This is a genomic window from Luteimonas changyuni (genome assembly GCF_039548395.1).
Classification (GTDB): domain Bacteria; phylum Pseudomonadota; class Gammaproteobacteria; order Xanthomonadales; family Xanthomonadaceae; genus Luteimonas.
In genome coordinates this window covers 248753-266097 of record NZ_JBCLUZ010000001.1, presented here as the reverse complement: position 1 = coordinate 266097, position 17345 = coordinate 248753, and the positions used below count along the sequence as shown (strand labels likewise).

The window sequence follows — 17345 nt, the reverse complement described above, 5'->3', positions numbered from 1 at the left end:
CGGGCCCGGACCTTTTGCGCGGTGGTGGACGAGGGCAACGTCGACGCAGATGTCGCAACCAGGCGGTCGTCACCGGATCAAGCGGCACGGCCACGCCACACCACGGCCACGATCGCGAGCGCGCCCGCTCTTGATCTCCGTCCCGAAGCAGGAAAACGCCACGGCCCGTCCCGTGCACAGGGGGTGTGCGGAGAGACGGCCATCGATGGCCGTCTCTCCGCACACCCCCTGTGCGCGGGACGGGCAGCGCGGGCTACAACGGAGAAATGCACGGGACGGGCAGCGCGGACCACAACGGAGAAATGCGCGGCACGTGCAGCGCGGACTACAACGCAGAAATTCCCGGCACCCGCAGCGCAGACCAGGATTAAGCAGCTCCCGACCCCAACTGTCACGTCATCACCCGGAGCCTCGAGAAGAACCAGCCACCCCGCCGGGTCGGCCGTACGTCTCTCCCTCAATCGGGAGAAGAGCGCCTTTTTGCCGGCAACTGCGTTGCGCAGGCAGCTTGACCAGGACGCAACCCCGCTCAGTCCCTGCAGACGGGCATCCTGCGCATGACGAGGGTGCCGCCGGCAGGATCGGGAACCGGCCGCACCTCATATTCCACTTTCCCGCAGTCCTTCATGTCGGCGTGGCGCCGGCGGGCGCGAGACGCGGGTGCCTGCATCGCGCCCGGCTGCTCCAGCTCGTAGACGAACCGCATTTGCGTGCCCTGCGGCAAGCCTCCCGCGTTGGCTTCCTGCAGTTCGATGACCACGACCAGGTCGAACGACGAGGGCGACACCTCGCCCGTGATGGCGAACGCCTGGGACGCGGCCACGCCGCCGCCGGAAATGCGCCCGCCCGGCTCGATGTCGATGCGGATATCGCCCATGCCACCGCTCCAGCCACCGTCGCCGGTCGCCCTGCCGTCGACTTCGAGTCCGGCGTCGCCGCGTGGATCCACGATCGCGCCGATGACGCTGAGCTGCGTGCCGCCGCTACCGTCGGGGATGAACCGCGCCGTGCCCTTGCCGTGCTCGTCGTAGGCGGTTCCGCCGGGCGGCGAGACGGTTACTTCGACGCGGCCTTCGTAGGCGGTGAGCGGGAATGGCAGCGCGGGATCGCCACCGCCGTGGCACGCGCCAGCGGCGAGAACGAAGGCGAACGGCAGGCAGTTGGTCACAGCGCGCATGGTGTCTCGTCGAAAGGGGCGGTCCAGCCGGTGCGGCTCCGTTCCGGAGGCGCTGCGGGATCAATCCTGGCGACGCGACGCCAGCCTTCTCGCGACCAGCCAGGCCACCGCGGCGCTCAGCAGGCCGAGCAGTGCGAATCCGCCGGTGGAGTTCCGCGCCGAAGTATCGCCCACCGCCCCCGTGCCGACCGGCAGCAGGGCCACGATCGCGAACGCCACGCAGCCATAGGCGATGATCGCCAGCAGCCAGAACAGCCACTGCATCATGCTCTCACGCAGTTCGCGCTCCACGGCAGCGGCATCCCGGTTGGAGGCGGCGGTACTGCCCTGTGCACCCAGGGCCATGAGCAGCGTCGACAGTCCGCCGGGCAGTGCATGCACCGCCCGGCGCAGGCCCCGGCGATGGGGGCCTTCGCCGGTATACGTCCCCGCAATGTCGGTGCGGGCGATGACCTGTCCACGATCCGCCGCCACCAGCGGGTTTCCGCTTCGGGCTTCGGCAGCCTGGGCCTGGGTCGCCGCCGGGGCCGCGGGCGCGACCACCGCTGTACTGCCGGCGGCCAGCGCTGCGGTGCTGGTGGCTGGCGCCGTTGCCGCTGTCGTGGCGGAGGCCGCCGCTGGCAAGGTGCTGGCGGCGAGGGTCGTGGCCGCGGCGATAGCGCGCGGTGGCATTGCGGCCCGATCATTCACCGGCCCGTCTGCACGCGGAGGCGCGATCTCGGCGCGCTGCTGGGCCGGCACCGCCGGCTCGGCCCGCGCGGCCGGCGCCGCGGCATGCGCCAGCGGCACGGCCTGGTGTGCCGGTTCCGCGCGCGCCGGAGCCATGGCGAGCTGAGCGTGCTGCGGCAGGGGTAGCTGGAATTGCGCGGTCGAAGCCGCGGCATGCGTGGCCGTGACCATGGCCATGGCGCCGTGCATCGCTCCGGGCGCCGCCTGCGCGACATTCACGCCCTGTGCGAACGGGTTGGCGGGCCCCGCCGCCGCCGGTGCTGCCTGGGCACCGGCCTGGCCGGGCACATGTCCCGGTGGAGGACCGGCGTGCGGCGGAGGCTGCCCCAAGAGCTGTTGCGGCAGCCCGAGGACCTCGCGGACCAGGCCCTGCCCGGGATTGCCGTAGTGGCCGGGGCCAGGAAGTCCCTGTCCGGGATGGCCATGCTGCATGGGACCGGGAACGCCTTGGCCGGGATGGCCATGTTGCACGGGGCCGGGAGCGCCCTGTCCGGGATGGCCATGCTGCACCGGACCGGGGATGCCCTGGCCCGGATGGCCGGGACCGGAAATCCCCTGGCCGGGATGGCCAGCGCCGGGAATGCCCTGTCCCGGGTGCCCGGGCGTGCCCCGGCCTGCGTGGCCGGGACCGCCGCTGCTCCAGCCCGGGAGTGCGCGTCCGGCGCCGCCGCCCGGATCGCTGCCGGGGCCGAGCGGGAAGCCGCCGCCATGGCCGCCGTGGACCCCGGTATGGCTGGTCAACCAGCTCAGGTTGTGCGCGCCCGGGAGCGGTCCGGGACCCTTGGCGAGTGCGGTGTGGAGCGGATTGACGGGAAGGATGGGCATGGCACGCCTCATGCGCGGCGGAATACGGCATCGGCTGCCGCGGACGGATCGCCCCCAAGCCACCTTAATCCGCTGCGCCGGTGTCGGCACCCTCGGGTGGACCCGAGGTGGTCAACGTCCGGCCCGGCCGTTCCGCAGGCAAAAAAACGGGAGACCGAGGTCTCCCGTGAAGCCGGCCTTGGCCGGAGGACTATGTTGTGGCGCGGACAGCCTACTCCCAGCCACTTCCTGATGCAATGCCTGAGGTGTTGGCTGCTAAGTCATTGAAACTGCTTATCGGTCGATCCGAAGTGCTTCGCGCTTCAGGGCCCGCCGTTGGGCCCGCGACTGCGTCCAGTCGTTGCCGAACGAGGCCGACTCCCAGGCCCCGTAGGTCGGATTGGGCAGCATCCACCAGCGGTCGCCGAACCACTCGCGATATTCGCCGTGCCGGGCGGCGTGCTGCTGCGGGGTATTCGCGGTGACCTGCACGAAGTCGCCGAGCTGGTCGCCGAACTGCATCAGGACACGATGGCTGCGCCCGACCGCCTGGCGGCGGCAGGTCTTTCCGGAGCCGGCCTGCTCGCAGCCGGGCACCTGCATGCCCAGGCCGAGGAAAACGTCCTCATGCTGTACCGGCAGGCCTTCGCTGCGCAGGTTGGCGAGGGTGGCTTCGGTGAGCGCGGCGCTCCGGTTGGAGATGTAGAACACGGTGACGCCCTTTGCCGCCGCGGCGCGGGTGAATGCGACCGCGCCGGGTACCGCGACCGCCCTGCGCTCCTCCACCCATGCGTCCCAGGCCGGATCGGCGAACTCGGTGCCGTCGACCACCAGGCGCGCCTGGTAGGCCGAATTGTCGAGCACGGTCTCGTCGATATCGAGGATCACCGCGGGCGGCAGCGCGGCGGCATTGCCGGCGGCTGAGCGTTCGGCCGGGACCAGCGCGTCCCACGACGGATCCGCGAGCGCGGCGTCCAGGCGTTCGGTGGCGGCGCGAAACACCGTTTCCGAGATCGCACGGTATTCCACCGAGCGCTGCAGCCAAAGGACCGCGTTGAGGTTGTCATCGGCCGGCACCGCGTCGGGCGCCGGCATCGCCGAGGCAGCAGGGGGGCCGGATGCCGCGGGCGGCGCGCCGGCGTCCGCGGGCAGCGGGACGTGTCGGCATGCGCCCAGCGCCAGGGCGATGGCGAGCACGACGAGGGTGCGTGGGACGTTCAAGCGCGGCTGGAGACGCATGGATGACTCCGGATGCGGGACAGCCCCGGAGTTTATCCGAGACCCCCAACCTCGAAGCGGGACAGCGGGTCGCAGATAAAAGGTTCATCTCCCGATTGCGTGGCTTTCGGTTGATTGTTCCGGGAGGGAGTCCGGGAGGGTGTGCGCTGCCCGCCGTGGAGGCAGGGGGGATGCCCAGCCGGAATATGCGCATCCTGCTCCCAGTTCCGGCCGCCGGCCATCCATGGCCGGCTCTGGGCATCCCCCCTGCCTCCACGGCGGGCCGGATCTTTTTCGCAGTCGGGGACGAAGGCGACGTCGAGTCGACGTCGAAACCGGTTGGATCGTCAACGGATCAAGCGGCACGGCCACACCACGCCACACCACGATCGCGAGCGCGCCCGCTCTTGATCTCCGTCCCGAAGCAGGAAAACGCCACGGCCCGTCCCGTGCACAGGGGGTGTGCGTACAGCCGGCCATGGATGGCCGGCGGCCGGCCTTGGGAGCAGGACGCGGACAGGCCGGGGGAGCACACCCCCTGTGTGCGGGACGGGCAGCGCGGACCAGAACGGAGAAATGTGCGGGACGGGCAGCGCGGACTACACCGGAGAAATGTGCGGGACGTGCAGCGCGGGCTACACCGGAGAAATGTGCGGGACGTGCAGCGCGGGCTACACCGGAGAAATGCGCGGGACGTGCAGCGCGGACCCCAGCGGAGACGCTCCCGGCCCTAACCGTCACGTCATCACCCTGAGCCTCGAGAAGAACCAGCCACTCCGCCAGGCCGGCTGTACGCTTCTGCCTCAATCGGCAGAAGAGCCGGATAGAAGGGAGTAGACGGGAGGATCAGCCCTCGAGCAGCGCCCTGATCGCGGCGAAGCCGACGTCGGCGCGCTCCTTCTTCCTTGCCGCGTCGACCACCGGATCGGCGCCGTCGCGCTGCAGCTCGGCGGCCGGCAGTTCGTCGAGGAAACGGCTGGGCACCAGGCGCAGGCGCTCGCCCCAGCGCTGCGCCTCGCGCGCATACGACAGCCAGAGCTGCTCCTTGGCACGCGTGATGCCCACGTACAGCAGCCGGCGCTCTTCGTCGATGCGGCCCTCGTCGACGCTGGCCTCGTGCGGCAGCGTGTCGTCGTCGACACCGACGATGAAGACATAGCGGAACTCGAGGCCCTTGGCCGCGTGCAGGCTCATCAGCCGCACCTGGTTGCCGGCGTCGCCCTTGTCGGCATGGCTGAGCAGCGCCAGCGACGCCGCCAGCTCGCCCGGCCCGGCGCCGCCGCGGGCGCCGTCGAACCAATCGGCAAGTTCATCGAGGTTGCCCCGGCGGATGCGGAACATCTCCTCGGTCTTGCACTGCGCGCGCAGCGCGGCCAGCAGGCCCGAGCGTTCGTTGAGCGCACGCACCAGCTCCGCCGGCGTCAGCCGCGCGGCGTCGGCACGCAGGCCGCGGACCACGTCGGCGAAGCCCGACAGCGCGCTTGCCGCACGCGGCGCCAGCTGCTTGAGCATGCCGACCGATTCGATCGCGCGCGACATCGGCATGCCGGCGTTGCGCGACAGCTCGGCAAGCTTCGCCAGCGTGGTCGCGCCAACGCCGCGCCCGGGCGACTGCACCGACCGCAGGAAGGCGGAATCGTCGTCCGGGTTGGCCAGCATGCGCAGCCAGGCCAGCGCGTCCTTGACCTCGCCCCGGTCCAGGAACGCCGTGCCGCCGGTCAGGTGGTAGGGCACGCGCAGCATCTGCAGCGCCTTTTCCAGCGCGCGCGACTGGAATTTGCCGCGGAACAGGATGCAGAACTCGCTCCACTCGACCTGGCGCGCGGCCTGGATGAACTGGATTTCCGCGGCCACGCGCTCGGCTTCGTGCGCGGCGTCGCGGCACTCCAGGATCCGGATGCGTTCGCCGTCGGCCTGCGCGCTCCACAGCGTCTTCAGGTGTTCGTGCGGATTGTTGGCGATCAGCGCGTTGGCCGCGCGCAGCACGCGGTTGGAGCAGCGGTAGTTCTGCTCCAGCTTGATGACCTTCAGCGCCGGATAGTCGCGCGCCATCTGCGAAAGATTCTCCGGGTTCGCCCCGCGCCATGCATAGATCGACTGGTCGTCGTCACCCACGCAGGTGAAGTTGCCCTTGTCGCCCGCCAGCGCCTTGAGCAGCCGGTACTGGGCGTCGTTGGTGTCCTGGCATTCGTCCACCAGCAGGTAGCCGATGCGCTCGCGCCAGCCCAGCGCGCAGTCGGCGTCGTTTTCAAGCAGCTGCACCGGCAGCCGGATGAGGTCGTCGAAATCGACCGCGTTGAAGGCCGCAAGGCGCGCCTGGTAGAGCTCGTAGATCATCGCCGCGTCGTGCTCGGGCGTGGAGCGCGCAAGCGCACGCGCCTGCTCGGGCGAGTGGCCGCCGTTCTTGGCACGCGACACCAGGCCCTGCATCGCCTGGATGGCATCGGGCTTGGCCCCCGGCATCAGGTCCTTGAACTGGGCCAGTGAGTCGTCGGAATCGAAGATCGAGAAGCCGCGGCGCAGGCCGGCGCGCTCGTGCTCGACCTGCAGCATGCGCAGTCCGAGCGCATGGAAGGTGCAGATGGTCAGGCCTTCGCTGGCGTCGCCGCGGATGCGCCGCGCCACGCGCTCGCGCATCTCCTTCGCCGACTTGTTGGTGAAGGTGATCGCGGCAATGCGCTTGGCGGGATAGCGCCGGGAATCGATCAGGTGCGCGATCTTCTCCACGATCACCCGGGTCTTGCCGCTGCCGGCGCCGGCAAGCACGAGCAGCGGGCCTTCGACGTGTGCGACGGCCGCGGATTGCTGGGGGTTGAGGCCGTGCATGGGGACTCCGGGACGGCCGGCGATTGTATCAACGGCGGCGGTCCGGGCCGAACGCGCGGGCCGCGCGCCACCGTCGCGCTGCGCCTCGCGCTGCCGCTAGACTTCCCCGATGGCCAAGCTCTATTTCTACTATTCGGCGATGAACGCCGGGAAGACCACCACCCTGCTGCAGTCCGCGCACAACTACCGCGAGCGCGGGATGCGGGTGCTGATCCTCGCCCCGGCGCTGGACGATCGCGCCGGCAGCGGCACGGTGGCCTCGCGGATCGGGCTGCAGGCCGAGGCCCGGGTCTTCGGCCGCGGCGACGACCTCCAGGCCCTGGTGCAGGCGGACATCACCGCGCATGGCCGGCTGCACTGCGTGCTGGTGGACGAGGCGCAGTTCCTGACACGGCCGCAGGCCTGGCAGCTCTCGGAGGTGGTCGATGCGCTGGGCGTGCCGGTGCTGTGCTATGGCCTGCGCACGGATTTCCGCGGCGAGCTGTTCGAAGGCAGCCAGCACCTGCTGGCTTGGGCCGACGAGATCCAGGAGATCAAGACCATCTGCCACAGCGGCAGCAAGGCGACGATGACCGTGCGCGTCGACGGCCAGGGGCGCGCAGTCCAGGACGGACCGCAGGTCGAGATCGGCGGCAACGAGCGCTACGTCTCGGTCAGCCGCGCCGAATTCAAGCGCATCGTGCGCGGCGAGGGGCGCATCGAACCCTCGCAGCCGTCGCTGCCCCTGGCCTGATTCAGGCCGGCGGGAGAGGCGGTGGCGTGTCGCACCGCTGCCGCCAGTAAAGCAGCTCCCGCGTCACGGCGCCGCCTTCCGGGCGCGCCATCGCCACCATCTGTTCGAGTGCGGTGAATACCGCCAGCGACTCCTCGCGACGCGGCCCGTGGCAGCGCAGTGCCGCCGCCGTGGCCCGCGCGCGCCAGGCGATCTTGCGCAGCTCGGTATCGCTCTCCGGCAGGGTGGCGAGATGGTCGAGCCGGGCCAGGGCGCCCTCGGTGCCCAGCTCGGCTTCCAGCTGCGCCAAGGCCAGCTCGGCATGCCGGGCAACCGGCCGGGTCGCGCCGTAGGCCGCGCTGGTCAGTGCCACGGCGCGGCGGAGCGCCGCGAGGGCGTCCTGCGTCCGGCCGCGTGCGGCGTCGACCTCGCCGGCCAGGCGCAGGGTGATGCCAACAAGGCCGTGATCACTGCCGAAGCGTGCACGGCGCAGGCGCAGCGACTCTTCGAGCAGCTCCGCCGCGCGCGCCTGGTCGCCGGTTTCGTGCAGTACCAGCGCCTGGTTGAACAGGCCGCTGGCCAGCATCGCGTCGTTGCCGAGCTGCCGCCAGGTCGCGTTCGCCCGCTCCAGGCCGGCGAGCGCGTCTTCGAAATCGCCGCGCTCCCAGGCCACGATCGCCAGGCTGTTCTGGTTGCGGGCCACGTCGCCGTGCCCGGGACCCAGTCGCGAGACCAGCCAGGCGTGCGCATCGAGGAAGATCGCCTCGGCCTCTCCAAGGCGGCCGTTGTCCACCAGCAGCGCGGCCAGCTGGCGGCGCGCATCGACGGTCTCGCGGTGCTGCGGCCCCCGGATATCCAGCGCAAGCTTCAGGGCCTCGCGGCAGTCGGCTTCGGCCGCATGCAGGTCGCCCAGCTCGCGCTGCAGGGAGCAGGTCGAACGCAGGATGCCGATCGCGAGGGGATGCCGGGTGCCGAGGCGGTCGTGCAGCAGGTCCAGCGCAGCGCGCTGTTCGCGCAGGGCCAGCGCACTTTCGCCCGCGGCCGCGCGCAGGATCGCGAGCTCGTGGAGACTCTCGACCACGCCGGCATCCTGCAGCGGATCACCCCGGCGGATCGCGAGTGCGCGCTGGAAGCCGGCGCGCGCCGCGTCCAGGTCGCCGCTGTCGCGCTGGCAGCGCGCCCGCTGGACATGGAAGTCGGCGGCCAGCTGCGGCAGTCGTTCCTGTTCGCGCAGGGCGAGGGCCTGCAGCGGCTGCATCACCGAGCTGCAGGCCCCCGGGTCGCCAAGCAGGCGGCGGATGCGGCCCATGTCGATGGCGGCCTGCAGGGTCAGGCCGGGCGGCGGGTGTTCGATGCCGGCGATGATCGCCGCCTGGCGCTGCTGGAGTTCGAGGGCCTGGGAGTAGTCGCCCAGGCCCGAACGCAGGCGGGCGATCACGCCCAGCAGTTCGGCCAGGGCCAGCGGCTGCTGTGCGAGCTCCAGTTCGCCGCGGCGCACGCCGTCGTCCAGCAGGCGCTGCACGTCGATATGCGCACCGCCACGGGCGCTGCCGGCGTTCTCGAACAGCCCGACCATGAAGCTCTGCAGCGCGCGCGCGCGCGCGGCCTGCTGCACCGCCTGCTGTGCCTGCCAGGCCACCATCGCCAGCGCCGCCACCAGCACCGCCGCGGTCGCAGCCCCGGTCACCAGCGCCCAGCGGTGGCGGCCGAGGTATTTGCGCGCCCGGTAGGCCACGCTCTGCGGGCGCGCGCGCACCGGCTTGCCGTCGAGGTGGCGGCGGATGTCCTGGGCCAGGGCCTCGACCGAGGGATAGCGGTGTTCGGGCTGCTTGGACAGCGCCTTGAGCACGATGTTGTCGAGGTCGCCGGCGATGCGGCGGGCGTCGCGGCGCGCCTGCGCACGGGACTGCGGCGTGGCGGATTCGCCGCCGGCACCCTGCTGCAGCGCGAGCGAAGGCCGCGGCGAATCGGCGCTGAGGATCGCCTCCTCCCATTCCGCGTCGCTCTTGCGCTTGAGCCGGTAGGGCTTGCAGCCCGACAGCATCTCGTACAGCACCACGCCCATCGAGTAGACGTCGGTCATGGTGGTGACCGGCTCGCCGCGTATCTGCTCCGGGGCCGCGTAGTGCAGGGTGAAGGCGCGCACACCGGTGCGCGTGCCCTCGGCCCCGACGTCGGGCGTGTCGAGCAGCTTGGCGATGCCGAAGTCGAGCAGGCGGACCTCGTCGAGCGGCGTCACCAGGATGTTCGAGGGCTTCAGGTCGCGGTGGACGATCAGGTTGGCGTGCGCATGGCTGACCGCCTCGCAGACCTGCAGGAACAGGCGCAGGCGGGCCTCCACGGTCGGCGCGCGCAGGCGACACCAGTCGGTGATCGGCTCGCCGTCGACGTAGTCCAGCGCAAGATAGGGTTGCTGGTCGGCGCTGATGCCGGCGTCCAGCAGGCGCGCGATGTGCGCGTGTCCCAGGCGGGCCAGGATCTGCCGCTCGCGGGTGAAGCGCAGGCGCAGGTTCGGGTCGGCCAGGCCCGGCCGCAGCAGCTTCAGCGCCACCCGCCGCTGGTAGAGGCCGTCGGCGCGGCTGGCCAGCCAGACCTGGCCCATGCCGCCTTCGCCAAGCATGCGCTCCAGCCGATAAGGGCCGATGACCGCGCCGGTACGCGCCAGGGGCAGCTGCGAAACCACGGGTTCGGACAGGAAATCGTCCTGGCCCTCTTCAAGTTCCAGCAGGCCTTCCAGGTCGTCGGCCAGCGCCGGATCATCCTCGCGCAGCGAAGCCAGGCTCTGCGCGCGTGCCCCGGGCTCGAGCTCGAGCAGGGCGTCGAGCAGCGGGGACAGGCGTTGCCAGCGGTCGGGATCCATCAGCCGCGCGCGTTCGCCGGACGCTCCGTCAGTCGGCTTTCAGCGAAGCCAGCAGGTACAGCCTCGCCTTCTGCCAGTCGCGGCGGATGCTGCGCTCGGAGCGCTCCAGCAGCTCGGCGATCTCGACTTCCGAGAGCCCGGCGAAGTAGCGCAGTTCGACCACGTGGGCGAGCCGCTGGTCGACCGCGGCCAGGCGGGTGAGCGCGGTGTCCAGGGCGAGCATGTCCTCGTCCAGGCGCAGGCCGCCTTCGAGGTCTTCCGGAAGATCGGTGACCCGGTGCAGGTCGCCGCCGCGCTTCTGCGCCATTCGCTGGCGGGCGTAGTCGACCACCACGCTGCGCATCGCCGAGGCGGCGTAGGCGAAGAAATGCGCGCGGTCGTCGAACTGCGCCTCGCGGCGCCCGATCAGCTTGAGATAGGCCTCGTGCACCAGGGCGGTGGCGTCGAGCGTCTGCCCGTACTGCCCGGCCAGCTGGCGCCGCGCCATGCTGTGCAGCTCCTGGTAGAGCGTGGCCAGCACGTTGTCGAGGGCAGCGCGGTCGCCGCCGCGGGCGGCATCGAGCAACAGCGTGATGTCTGCAGAGTCGACCATGGCACCTCCCCGGGATACCCGATCATAGCGCCTGCGCTCAGCGCTGGCAGGCTCCGCACCAGACCGTGGCGCGCTGCGCCAGCATCGCCTGCTTCAGCCGGCGACCGCAGCGTGGGCAGGGTTGGCCTCCGCGGCCGTAGACCGACAGCTCCTGCTCGAAGTAGCCGGGGGCGCCGTCGGGCGAGATGAAATCGCGCAGGGTGGTGCCGCCACGGACAATGGCGCGCGACAGCACCGCGCGGATTTCAGTGGCGATGCCGGCATAGCGCTCCCGCGATATGCGGCCGGCCGCGCGCAGCGGCGACACCCCGGCGGCGAACAGCGCCTCGGCGACATAGATGTTGCCCACGCCCACCACCACGCGCTGGTCCATCAGGAATGCCTTCACCGGCGCCCGGCGGCCGCGGCTGCGGGCGAACAGGTAGTCGCCATCGAAGCCCTCGCCCAGCGGCTCGGGTCCGAGCGCGGCAAGCAGCGGGTGCACTTCCCCGGGCGGCTGCCAGAGCAGGCAGCCGAAGCGGCGCGGATCGGTGAGGCGCAGCACGCGGGCGGCGCCCTGGGGGTCGGCCAGGGCGATGTCGACGTGGTCGTGCAGCGCGGCCGGCGTGTCGGCAGGCAGCACCCGCAGGCTGCCCGACATCCCGAGGTGAAGCAGGGCGCTGCCGGCGGCGGTGTCGAGCAGCAGGTACTTGGCGCGCCGGCGCACGGCGTCGATGCGCTGGCCGGGGAGCCGCTCGCCGACCTCGGGTGGAATCGGCCAGCGCAGGTCGGGTCGGCGCAGCAGCACGCGCTGCACGCGCGCGCCCTCCAGGTGCGGCGCCAGGCCGCGGCGGGTGGTCTCGACTTCGGGCAGTTCGGGCATGGCGGCAGCGTGGGGGCGCCCGGGTTCCCGCGCAAGACGGACCCCGCTGGCGAACGTGAAGCGGAGACGGGCCATACGCCATCGCAGGGTGGCAATCGACCCGCGCAGCTCCCATGATTGGACGCGTACTCCTCCTCCCAATACTCCCACGCCATGCCTGCTTCCCTGCTCGACTTCATCGCCGGTGGCCTCGTCCAGTCCGGTTTCTGGGGTCTCTTCGCGTTCTTCCTCGTCGTCACCCAGCTGACCATCTTCACGGTCACGCTGTACCTGCATCGCAGCCAGACCCACCGCGGCGTCGACTTCCACCCGGTGCTGGCGCATTTCTTCAGGTTCTGGGGCTGGCTGACCACCTCGATGATCACCAAGGAATGGGTGGCCATCCATCGCAAGCACCATGCGCGCTGCGAGACCGAGGAAGACCCGCACAGCCCCATGCACAAGGGCATCAAGGAGGTGTTCTGGAAGGGCGCCGAGCTCTACCGCGAGGCGCGGACGCACCGCGCCGACATGGAGCAGTACGGCCGCGGCACGCCGGACGACTGGATCGAGCGCAAGCTCTACACCCCGCACGCGACCATGGGCCCGGTGCTGATGCTGGCCATCAACGCCACCCTGTTCGGCGCCGCCGGCGTCGCGATCTGGGCGATCCAGATGCTGTGGATCCCGTTCTGGGCCGCCGGCGTGGTCAACGGCCTCGGGCACTGGTGGGGCTATCGCAACTTCGAGACCACCGACACCGCCACCAACCTCAGCCCGTGGGCGGTATGGATCGGCGGCGAAGAGCTGCACAACAACCACCACGCCTTCCCGAGCTCGGCCAAGTTCGCCCTGCGCCGCTGGGAGTTCGACATCGGCTGGGCCGTGATCAAGGGCCTGCAGGCGCTGCGCCTGGCCAAGGTGCTGCGCGTGGCGCCTTCGCTCGACGTGCGCCCGAACATCAACGTGCCCGATTCCGACACCCTCAAGGCGCTGCTGGCGCTGCGCTTCCAGGCCATGACGGACTACCAGCGGCGCGTGCTCAAGCCCGCGCTGCGCGAGGAAGCCGCCGCGGCCGGGGCGAAGCTGCGTGCGCTGCTGCCGCGCAAGCTGCGCCGCGGGCTGGTGGACGACGGCCGCTGGCTGCAGCCCGAGGCCCGCGCGGAGCTCAATGACTGGGTTGAACAGCGCCCGCGCATCCGCACCCTGGTCGACTACCGCGCCCGCCTGGCGGCCGTGCTTGAAGCGCGCAGCCAGAACGCCGCCGAGTCGCTGGCCCACCTGCAGGCCTGGTGCCACGAGGCCGAGGCCAGTGGTATCCGCGCGCTGCAGGACTATGCCGCGCGGCTGAAGGGCTACTCGCTGCAGCCCGCGCGCGCCTGAGGCAGGGCGCCTTCGTGCCCGCCGTGATCGACCTGGATACGCGACGGCCCGGCTGGAGACAGCCGGGCCGTCGCGCGTCCGGTCCGGCGCTGGTGCTTGGCGCACTGCTTGCCGCGATGTCCATGGCCGCACCGGCGCAGGTCACCGCAACCCGCGACTACCTCGAACGCATGGACGCTGACGGTGATGGCCGGGTGTCGCTGGCCGAGTACCTCGACTGGATGGGCTACGCGTTCCGGGAAATGGACCGCGACGGCAACGACGTGCTCGCCCCCGCCGAACTGCCCGGCGGCAAGGGCGGGCCGATCACGCTGCAACAGCACCGCACCCGGCTGGCGGCGCGGTTCGCGAAGCAGGATGCGGACGGCGACGGCTTCCTCGACGCAAGAGAGCTGGCCGCGCCGCCGCAGCGCTGAGCCGGTCTTGCGCCTGCCGGCAGGCGGAGGGCTTGTTAGTATCCGCCGCATGTGGGGATACCTTGCGATGCGCGCATGAGTCCTGCGACGATCGAAATCGTCGCCACCGTGCTGTTCGCGCTGGCGATCGTGCATACCTTCAGCACCACGTTCTTCCTGCGCCTGGCGCAGCGGCAGCCGGCGCATGCCGGCAGCTGGCACCTGCTTGGCGAAGTGGAAGTGGTGTTCGGCTTCTGGGCGATGCTGCTGGTGGTGGCGTTCGCCCTGCTCGAGGGCGTACCCGACGCCACCGCCTACGTCGACTCGCGCAACTACACCGAGCCGATGTTCGTGTTCGCGATCATGGTGATCGCCGGCACGAGGCCGATCCTCTGGGCGGCCACCCACCTGGTGGACGGCCTGGCGCGGCTGCTGCCTTGGCGCAACGGCCTGGAATTCTGCTTCAGCGTGCTGGCCCTGGTACCGTTGCTGGGTTCGTTCATCACCGAGCCGGCGGCGATGACGCTGGCGGCGATGATGCTGGCGCGGCGCGTCTACGCGGTGAACGTGTCGAACAGGGTCAAGTACGCGCTGCTCGGCACCCTGTTCGTCAATATCTCGATCGGCGGCGTGCTGACGCCGTTCGCGGCGCCGCCGGTGCTGATGGTCGCGGGCAAGTGGAACTGGGACATCGCCTTCATGATGGCGAACTTCGGCTGGAAGGCCGCGCTTGCGGTCGTGTTCAACGCCGCCGCCGTGGTCTTCGTGTTCCGCAAGGAGCTCGGCAGGCTGCCGTCGGTCGAGGCGGGCACCAGCGCGCCGATGTCGATCCCGCTGGTCATCGTGCACCTGCTGTTCCTGGTCGGACTGGTGGTGTTCGCGCACCATCCGGCGGTGTTCATGGCGATCTTCCTGCTGTTCCTCGGCGTCGCCAACGCCTATCGCCAGTACCAGGACCGCCTGATCTTGCGCGAGGGCCTGCTGGTGGCCTTCTTCCTCGCGGGCCTGGTGGTCCTTGGCGGCATGCAGCAGTGGTGGCTGGAGCCGCTGCTGATGAACATGAGCAGCAATGCCGTGTTCTTCGGCGCGGCCGGCCTGACCGCGATCACCGACAACGCCGCGCTGACCTATCTCGGTTCGCTGGTCGAGGGTCTCAGCGACCAGTTCAAGTACATGCTGGTGGCCGGCGCGGTGGCCGGCGGCGGCCTGACGGTGATCGCGAACGCGCCCAACCCGGCCGGCATGTCGATCGTGCGCCGGCACTTCCACAACCAGTCCGTGCATCCGCTGGGCCTGTTGATCGCGGCCCTGCCACCGACCGTGGTGGCGATGGCGGCACTGCGCTGGCTCTGAGCCGGCGTCGCGCGCCCGCGCTCAGTTGCCGCAGGCGTTGCGCAGCACCGGATCATCCGCGGACAGCTGCACCCAGTTCGCGTTCGTCAGCTGTCCACCGTGTTCCAGTTCGACCTGGTCGAGCAGGTCGGCCCGGCGGTGCGCGTCGCAGTCGAACACCGCGCCGTATTGTCGCGTCGGCTCCCAGCGGCCGGCGAGGATGACGCGGGTGAGCACCTGGCCCGGCATATCGGCATGGCGGCGGTCGAAGCGGTGGTCCACGGCGATCAGCCGGGTGCTGAGCGGCACGACGTAGGTCCAGGGCCGGTACCAGGAGCGGACCTCGTTGCTGGAGGCGACCTCGACCCCGTCCGGGAAGGTGCCGGTGGTGCGGTCGAGCCAGGAGTACTCGAACCAGATCGCCATCAGCAGCATCCCGGCACCGGCCGCGGCCGGCACGATCCACTGCGGCAGGCGCCTGCGCAGGGCGATGTTGATCGAGAGCGCGATGCCGGCGAGGCCGAAGCCGGCGGCGATGATGGCGATGAACTCCAGCAGCATGGATGCTCCCGATGCGGTGGCAGGTAGATGAAGGGGAATTGTAGTCGCGGCCGGGAACGCAGGATCGCGCCTCCCGCAAACGGTGCGGCCCGCCCCCGTCGCCGGGAGCGGGCCGCCGTTTCAGTACCGCAGGTGGCTCAGTGGTGGCCGGTGGCCGCAGCCGCGCCGCGCGGGACGCGGATGTCCTCGACCAGGTGCTGGATGTGCTCCGGCACCGGCTTGGTCATCTTCATCGTGATGTAGGCGGCGATGAAGTTGAGGAGCGCGCCGACCGCGCCGAAGCCCAGCGGCGAGATGCCGAACAGCCAGTTTTCCGGGGAGTCGGCGAGCATGTTCGTACCGGGGATGAAGAACCAGCCCTTGTAGGTGAACAGGTACACGCTGGTGGCGACCAGGCCGGTCAGCATGCCCACGATCGCGCCGGTGGAGTTCATCCTGGTGGAGAAGATGCCCATCATGATCGCCGGGAACAGCGAGCTCGCCGCCAGTCCGAAGGCGAACGCCACGGTCTGCGCCGCGAATCCGGGTGGATTCATGCCCAGCCAGGTCGCGAGCACGATCGCCGCCGCCATGGACACGCGCGCGGCCACCAGCTCACCCTTCTCGCTGATGTCGGGCTTGAACGTGCGCTTGATCAGGTCATGGCTCACCGCCGACGAGATCGCCAGCAGCAGGCCTGCCGCCGTCGACAGCGCCGCCGCCAGGCCGCCGGCCGCGATCAGGGCGATCACCCAGCCGGGCAGGCGGGCGATTTCCGGATTCGCCAGCACCAGGATGTCCTGGTTGAAGGTGACCATCTCGTTGCCTTCCCAGCCACGTTCCGCCGCCACGGCTGCGAACTCCGTGCTGGCTTCGTTGTAGGACTGGATCATGCCGTCGCCATTCTTGTCCTCGAACGCCAGGAGGCCGGTCTGCTCCCAGTTGTGCATCCAGTCCGGGCGCGCTTCATAGGTGAGCGACGGGGCCTGGGTGCCTTCGGGGTAGATCGTGGTCAGGATGTTCAGGCGTGCCATCGCGCCCACCGCCGGGGCCACGGTGTAGAGCAGGGCGATGAACACCAGCGCCCAGCCTGCGGACCTGCGGGCGTCGGACACCTTGGGCACGGTGAAGAAGCGGACGATCACGTGCGGCAGGCCGGCGGTGCCGACCATCAGCGACAGCGTGAACAGCGTCATGTTGAGCGTCGAATCATGCAGCCCGGTGTAGTCGTTGAAGCCCAGGTCCACCAGGATCTGGTCGAGGCGCGCCAGCAGCGGCATGCCCGATTCGGTGTGCGTGGAGAAGAGGCCGAGCTGCGGGATCGGGTTGTCGGTCAGCTGCAGCGAAATGAACACCGCCGGGATGGTGTAGGCGATGATCAGCACGATGTACTGCGCCACCTGGGTATAGGTGATGCCCTTCATGCCGCCCAGTACCGCGTACACGAACACCACCGTCGAGGCGATCAGCAGGCCCGTGTTGGTGTCGACCTCGAGGAAGCGCGAGAACGCCACGCCGGCGCCGGTCATCTGCCCGATCACGTAGGTGATCGAAATCATCAGCAGCGACGCCACCGCCACCAGGCGCGCGGTGCGGCTGTAGTACCGGTCGCCGATGAACTCGGGCACCGTGAAGCGGCCGAACTTGCGCAGGTAGGGTGCCAGCAGCATCGCCAGCAGCACGTAGCCGCCGGTCCAGCCCATCAGGTAGGCCGAGTTGCCGTAGCCGACGAAGGCGATCAGGCCCGCCATCGAGATGAACGACGCCGCCGACATCCAGTCCGCGGCGATCGCCATGCCGTTCATGGCCGGGTGGACGCTGCGGCCCGCGGCATAGAACTCGGACGTGGAACCCGCCCGCGCCCAGATCGCGATCGCGATGTAGACCAGGAACGAGCCGCCGACGAAGATGAGGTTGAGAGTGAATTGATCCATGG

General features: G+C 70.3%; 13 protein-coding genes. 4 read left to right on the top strand and 9 right to left on the bottom strand.

All coding sequences use genetic code 11. The annotated features are described in order from the left end of the window. Positions 1 to 529: 529 nt before the first annotated feature. From WCD84_RS01195 to WCD84_RS01180, 4 genes are all read right to left on the bottom strand, one after another. Positions 530 to 1177 carry a hypothetical protein gene (locus tag WCD84_RS01195; protein WP_343256217.1) on the bottom strand — a complete coding sequence of 216 codons (648 nt, stop codon included), beginning with the start codon at positions 1175 to 1177 and terminating at the stop codon, positions 530 to 532. 60 nt (positions 1178 to 1237) lie between these two features. Beyond that, on the bottom strand, positions 1238 to 2731 hold the full coding sequence (locus WCD84_RS01190; protein WP_343280142.1) for a hypothetical protein: 1494 nt from the start codon (positions 2729 to 2731) through the stop codon (positions 1238 to 1240). 273 nt (positions 2732 to 3004) lie between these two features. Continuing rightward, positions 3005 to 3949 (bottom strand): 5'-nucleotidase, lipoprotein e(P4) family, encoded by a 945-nt coding sequence (locus WCD84_RS01185; RefSeq protein WP_343280141.1) that lies wholly within the window; start codon positions 3947 to 3949, stop codon positions 3005 to 3007. 825 nt (positions 3950 to 4774) lie between these two features. Further along, positions 4775 to 6754 (bottom strand): UvrD-helicase domain-containing protein, encoded by a 1980-nt coding sequence (locus WCD84_RS01180; protein ID WP_343280140.1) that lies wholly within the window; start codon positions 6752 to 6754, stop codon positions 4775 to 4777. A 109-nt stretch (positions 6755 to 6863) separates the two neighbouring features. Between WCD84_RS01180 and WCD84_RS01175 the strand changes: the two genes are divergently transcribed. Further along, positions 6864 to 7487, top strand: a complete 624-nt coding sequence (locus WCD84_RS01175; RefSeq protein ID WP_343255551.1) for a thymidine kinase — start codon at positions 6864 to 6866, stop codon at positions 7485 to 7487. A 1-nt stretch (position 7488) separates the two neighbouring features. Here WCD84_RS01175 and WCD84_RS01170 read toward each other — a convergent pair whose 3' ends face one another. Genes WCD84_RS01170 through mutM form a run of 3 tightly spaced genes read right to left on the bottom strand, consistent with a single transcriptional unit; the run spans position 7489 to position 11780 of the window. Then, complete coding sequence (locus WCD84_RS01170; protein ID WP_343280139.1) at positions 7489 to 10326, bottom strand: serine/threonine-protein kinase; 2838 nt, start codon at positions 10324 to 10326, stop codon at positions 7489 to 7491. A gap of 28 nt (positions 10327 to 10354) precedes the next feature. Next, positions 10355 to 10918, bottom strand: coding sequence for an ECF-type sigma factor (locus tag WCD84_RS01165; RefSeq protein WP_343255549.1), 564 nt, complete (start codon positions 10916 to 10918; stop codon positions 10355 to 10357). Between the two features lie 37 nt (positions 10919 to 10955). After that, positions 10956 to 11780 (bottom strand): bifunctional DNA-formamidopyrimidine glycosylase/DNA-(apurinic or apyrimidinic site) lyase, encoded by an 825-nt coding sequence (gene mutM / locus WCD84_RS01160; RefSeq protein WP_343280138.1) that lies wholly within the window; start codon positions 11778 to 11780, stop codon positions 10956 to 10958. 153 nt (positions 11781 to 11933) lie between these two features. Between mutM and WCD84_RS01155 the strand changes: the two genes are divergently transcribed. From WCD84_RS01155 to WCD84_RS01145, 3 genes are all read left to right on the top strand, one after another. Beyond that, complete coding sequence (locus tag WCD84_RS01155; RefSeq protein ID WP_343255547.1) at positions 11934 to 13142, top strand: DesA family fatty acid desaturase; 1209 nt, start codon at positions 11934 to 11936, stop codon at positions 13140 to 13142. A 116-nt stretch (positions 13143 to 13258) separates the two neighbouring features. Continuing rightward, a complete protein-coding gene (locus tag WCD84_RS01150) occupies positions 13259 to 13558 on the top strand; it encodes a hypothetical protein (protein WP_343279170.1) in 300 nt (99 codons plus the stop codon). A 75-nt stretch (positions 13559 to 13633) separates the two neighbouring features. Then, positions 13634 to 14890 (top strand): putative Na+/H+ antiporter, encoded by a 1257-nt coding sequence (locus tag WCD84_RS01145; RefSeq protein WP_343255546.1) that lies wholly within the window; start codon positions 13634 to 13636, stop codon positions 14888 to 14890. 21 nt (positions 14891 to 14911) lie between these two features. On the opposite strand, the gene WCD84_RS01140 is transcribed toward WCD84_RS01145, so the two are convergent. Next, positions 14912 to 15430, bottom strand: coding sequence for a hypothetical protein (locus tag WCD84_RS01140; RefSeq protein ID WP_343255545.1), 519 nt, complete (start codon positions 15428 to 15430; stop codon positions 14912 to 14914). Positions 15431 to 15567: 137 nt separating this feature from the next. Beyond that, entirely contained in the window at positions 15568 to 17343 is a 1776-nt protein-coding gene (locus tag WCD84_RS01135; protein ID WP_343280137.1) for a sodium:solute symporter family protein, read from the bottom strand. Positions 17344 to 17345 lie beyond the last annotated feature (2 nt).

Coding starts and splice junctions, on each gene's coding strand:
- WCD84_RS01165 (WP_343255549.1), bottom strand. CDS start 10,918: ATGGTCGACTCTGCAGACATCACGCTGTTGCTCGATGCCGCCCGCGGC.
- WCD84_RS01150 (WP_343279170.1), top strand. CDS start 13,259: ATGTCCATGGCCGCACCGGCGCAGGTCACCGCAACCCGCGACTACCTC.
- WCD84_RS01190 (WP_343280142.1), bottom strand. CDS start 2,731: ATGCCCATCCTTCCCGTCAATCCGCTCCACACCGCACTCGCCAAGGGT.
- WCD84_RS01170 (WP_343280139.1), bottom strand. CDS start 10,326: ATGGATCCCGACCGCTGGCAACGCCTGTCCCCGCTGCTCGACGCCCTG.
- WCD84_RS01180 (WP_343280140.1), bottom strand. CDS start 6,754: ATGCACGGCCTCAACCCCCAGCAATCCGCGGCCGTCGCACACGTCGAA.
- WCD84_RS01135 (WP_343280137.1), bottom strand. CDS start 17,343: ATGGATCAATTCACTCTCAACCTCATCTTCGTCGGCGGCTCGTTCCTG.
- WCD84_RS01185 (WP_343280141.1), bottom strand. CDS start 3,949: ATGCGTCTCCAGCCGCGCTTGAACGTCCCACGCACCCTCGTCGTGCTC.
- WCD84_RS01140 (WP_343255545.1), bottom strand. CDS start 15,430: ATGCTGCTGGAGTTCATCGCCATCATCGCCGCCGGCTTCGGCCTCGCC.
- WCD84_RS01175 (WP_343255551.1), top strand. CDS start 6,864: ATGGCCAAGCTCTATTTCTACTATTCGGCGATGAACGCCGGGAAGACC.
- WCD84_RS01155 (WP_343255547.1), top strand. CDS start 11,934: ATGCCTGCTTCCCTGCTCGACTTCATCGCCGGTGGCCTCGTCCAGTCC.
- WCD84_RS01145 (WP_343255546.1), top strand. CDS start 13,634: ATGAGTCCTGCGACGATCGAAATCGTCGCCACCGTGCTGTTCGCGCTG.
- WCD84_RS01195 (WP_343256217.1), bottom strand. CDS start 1,177: ATGCGCGCTGTGACCAACTGCCTGCCGTTCGCCTTCGTTCTCGCCGCT.
- mutM (WP_343280138.1), bottom strand. CDS start 11,780: ATGCCCGAACTGCCCGAAGTCGAGACCACCCGCCGCGGCCTGGCGCCG.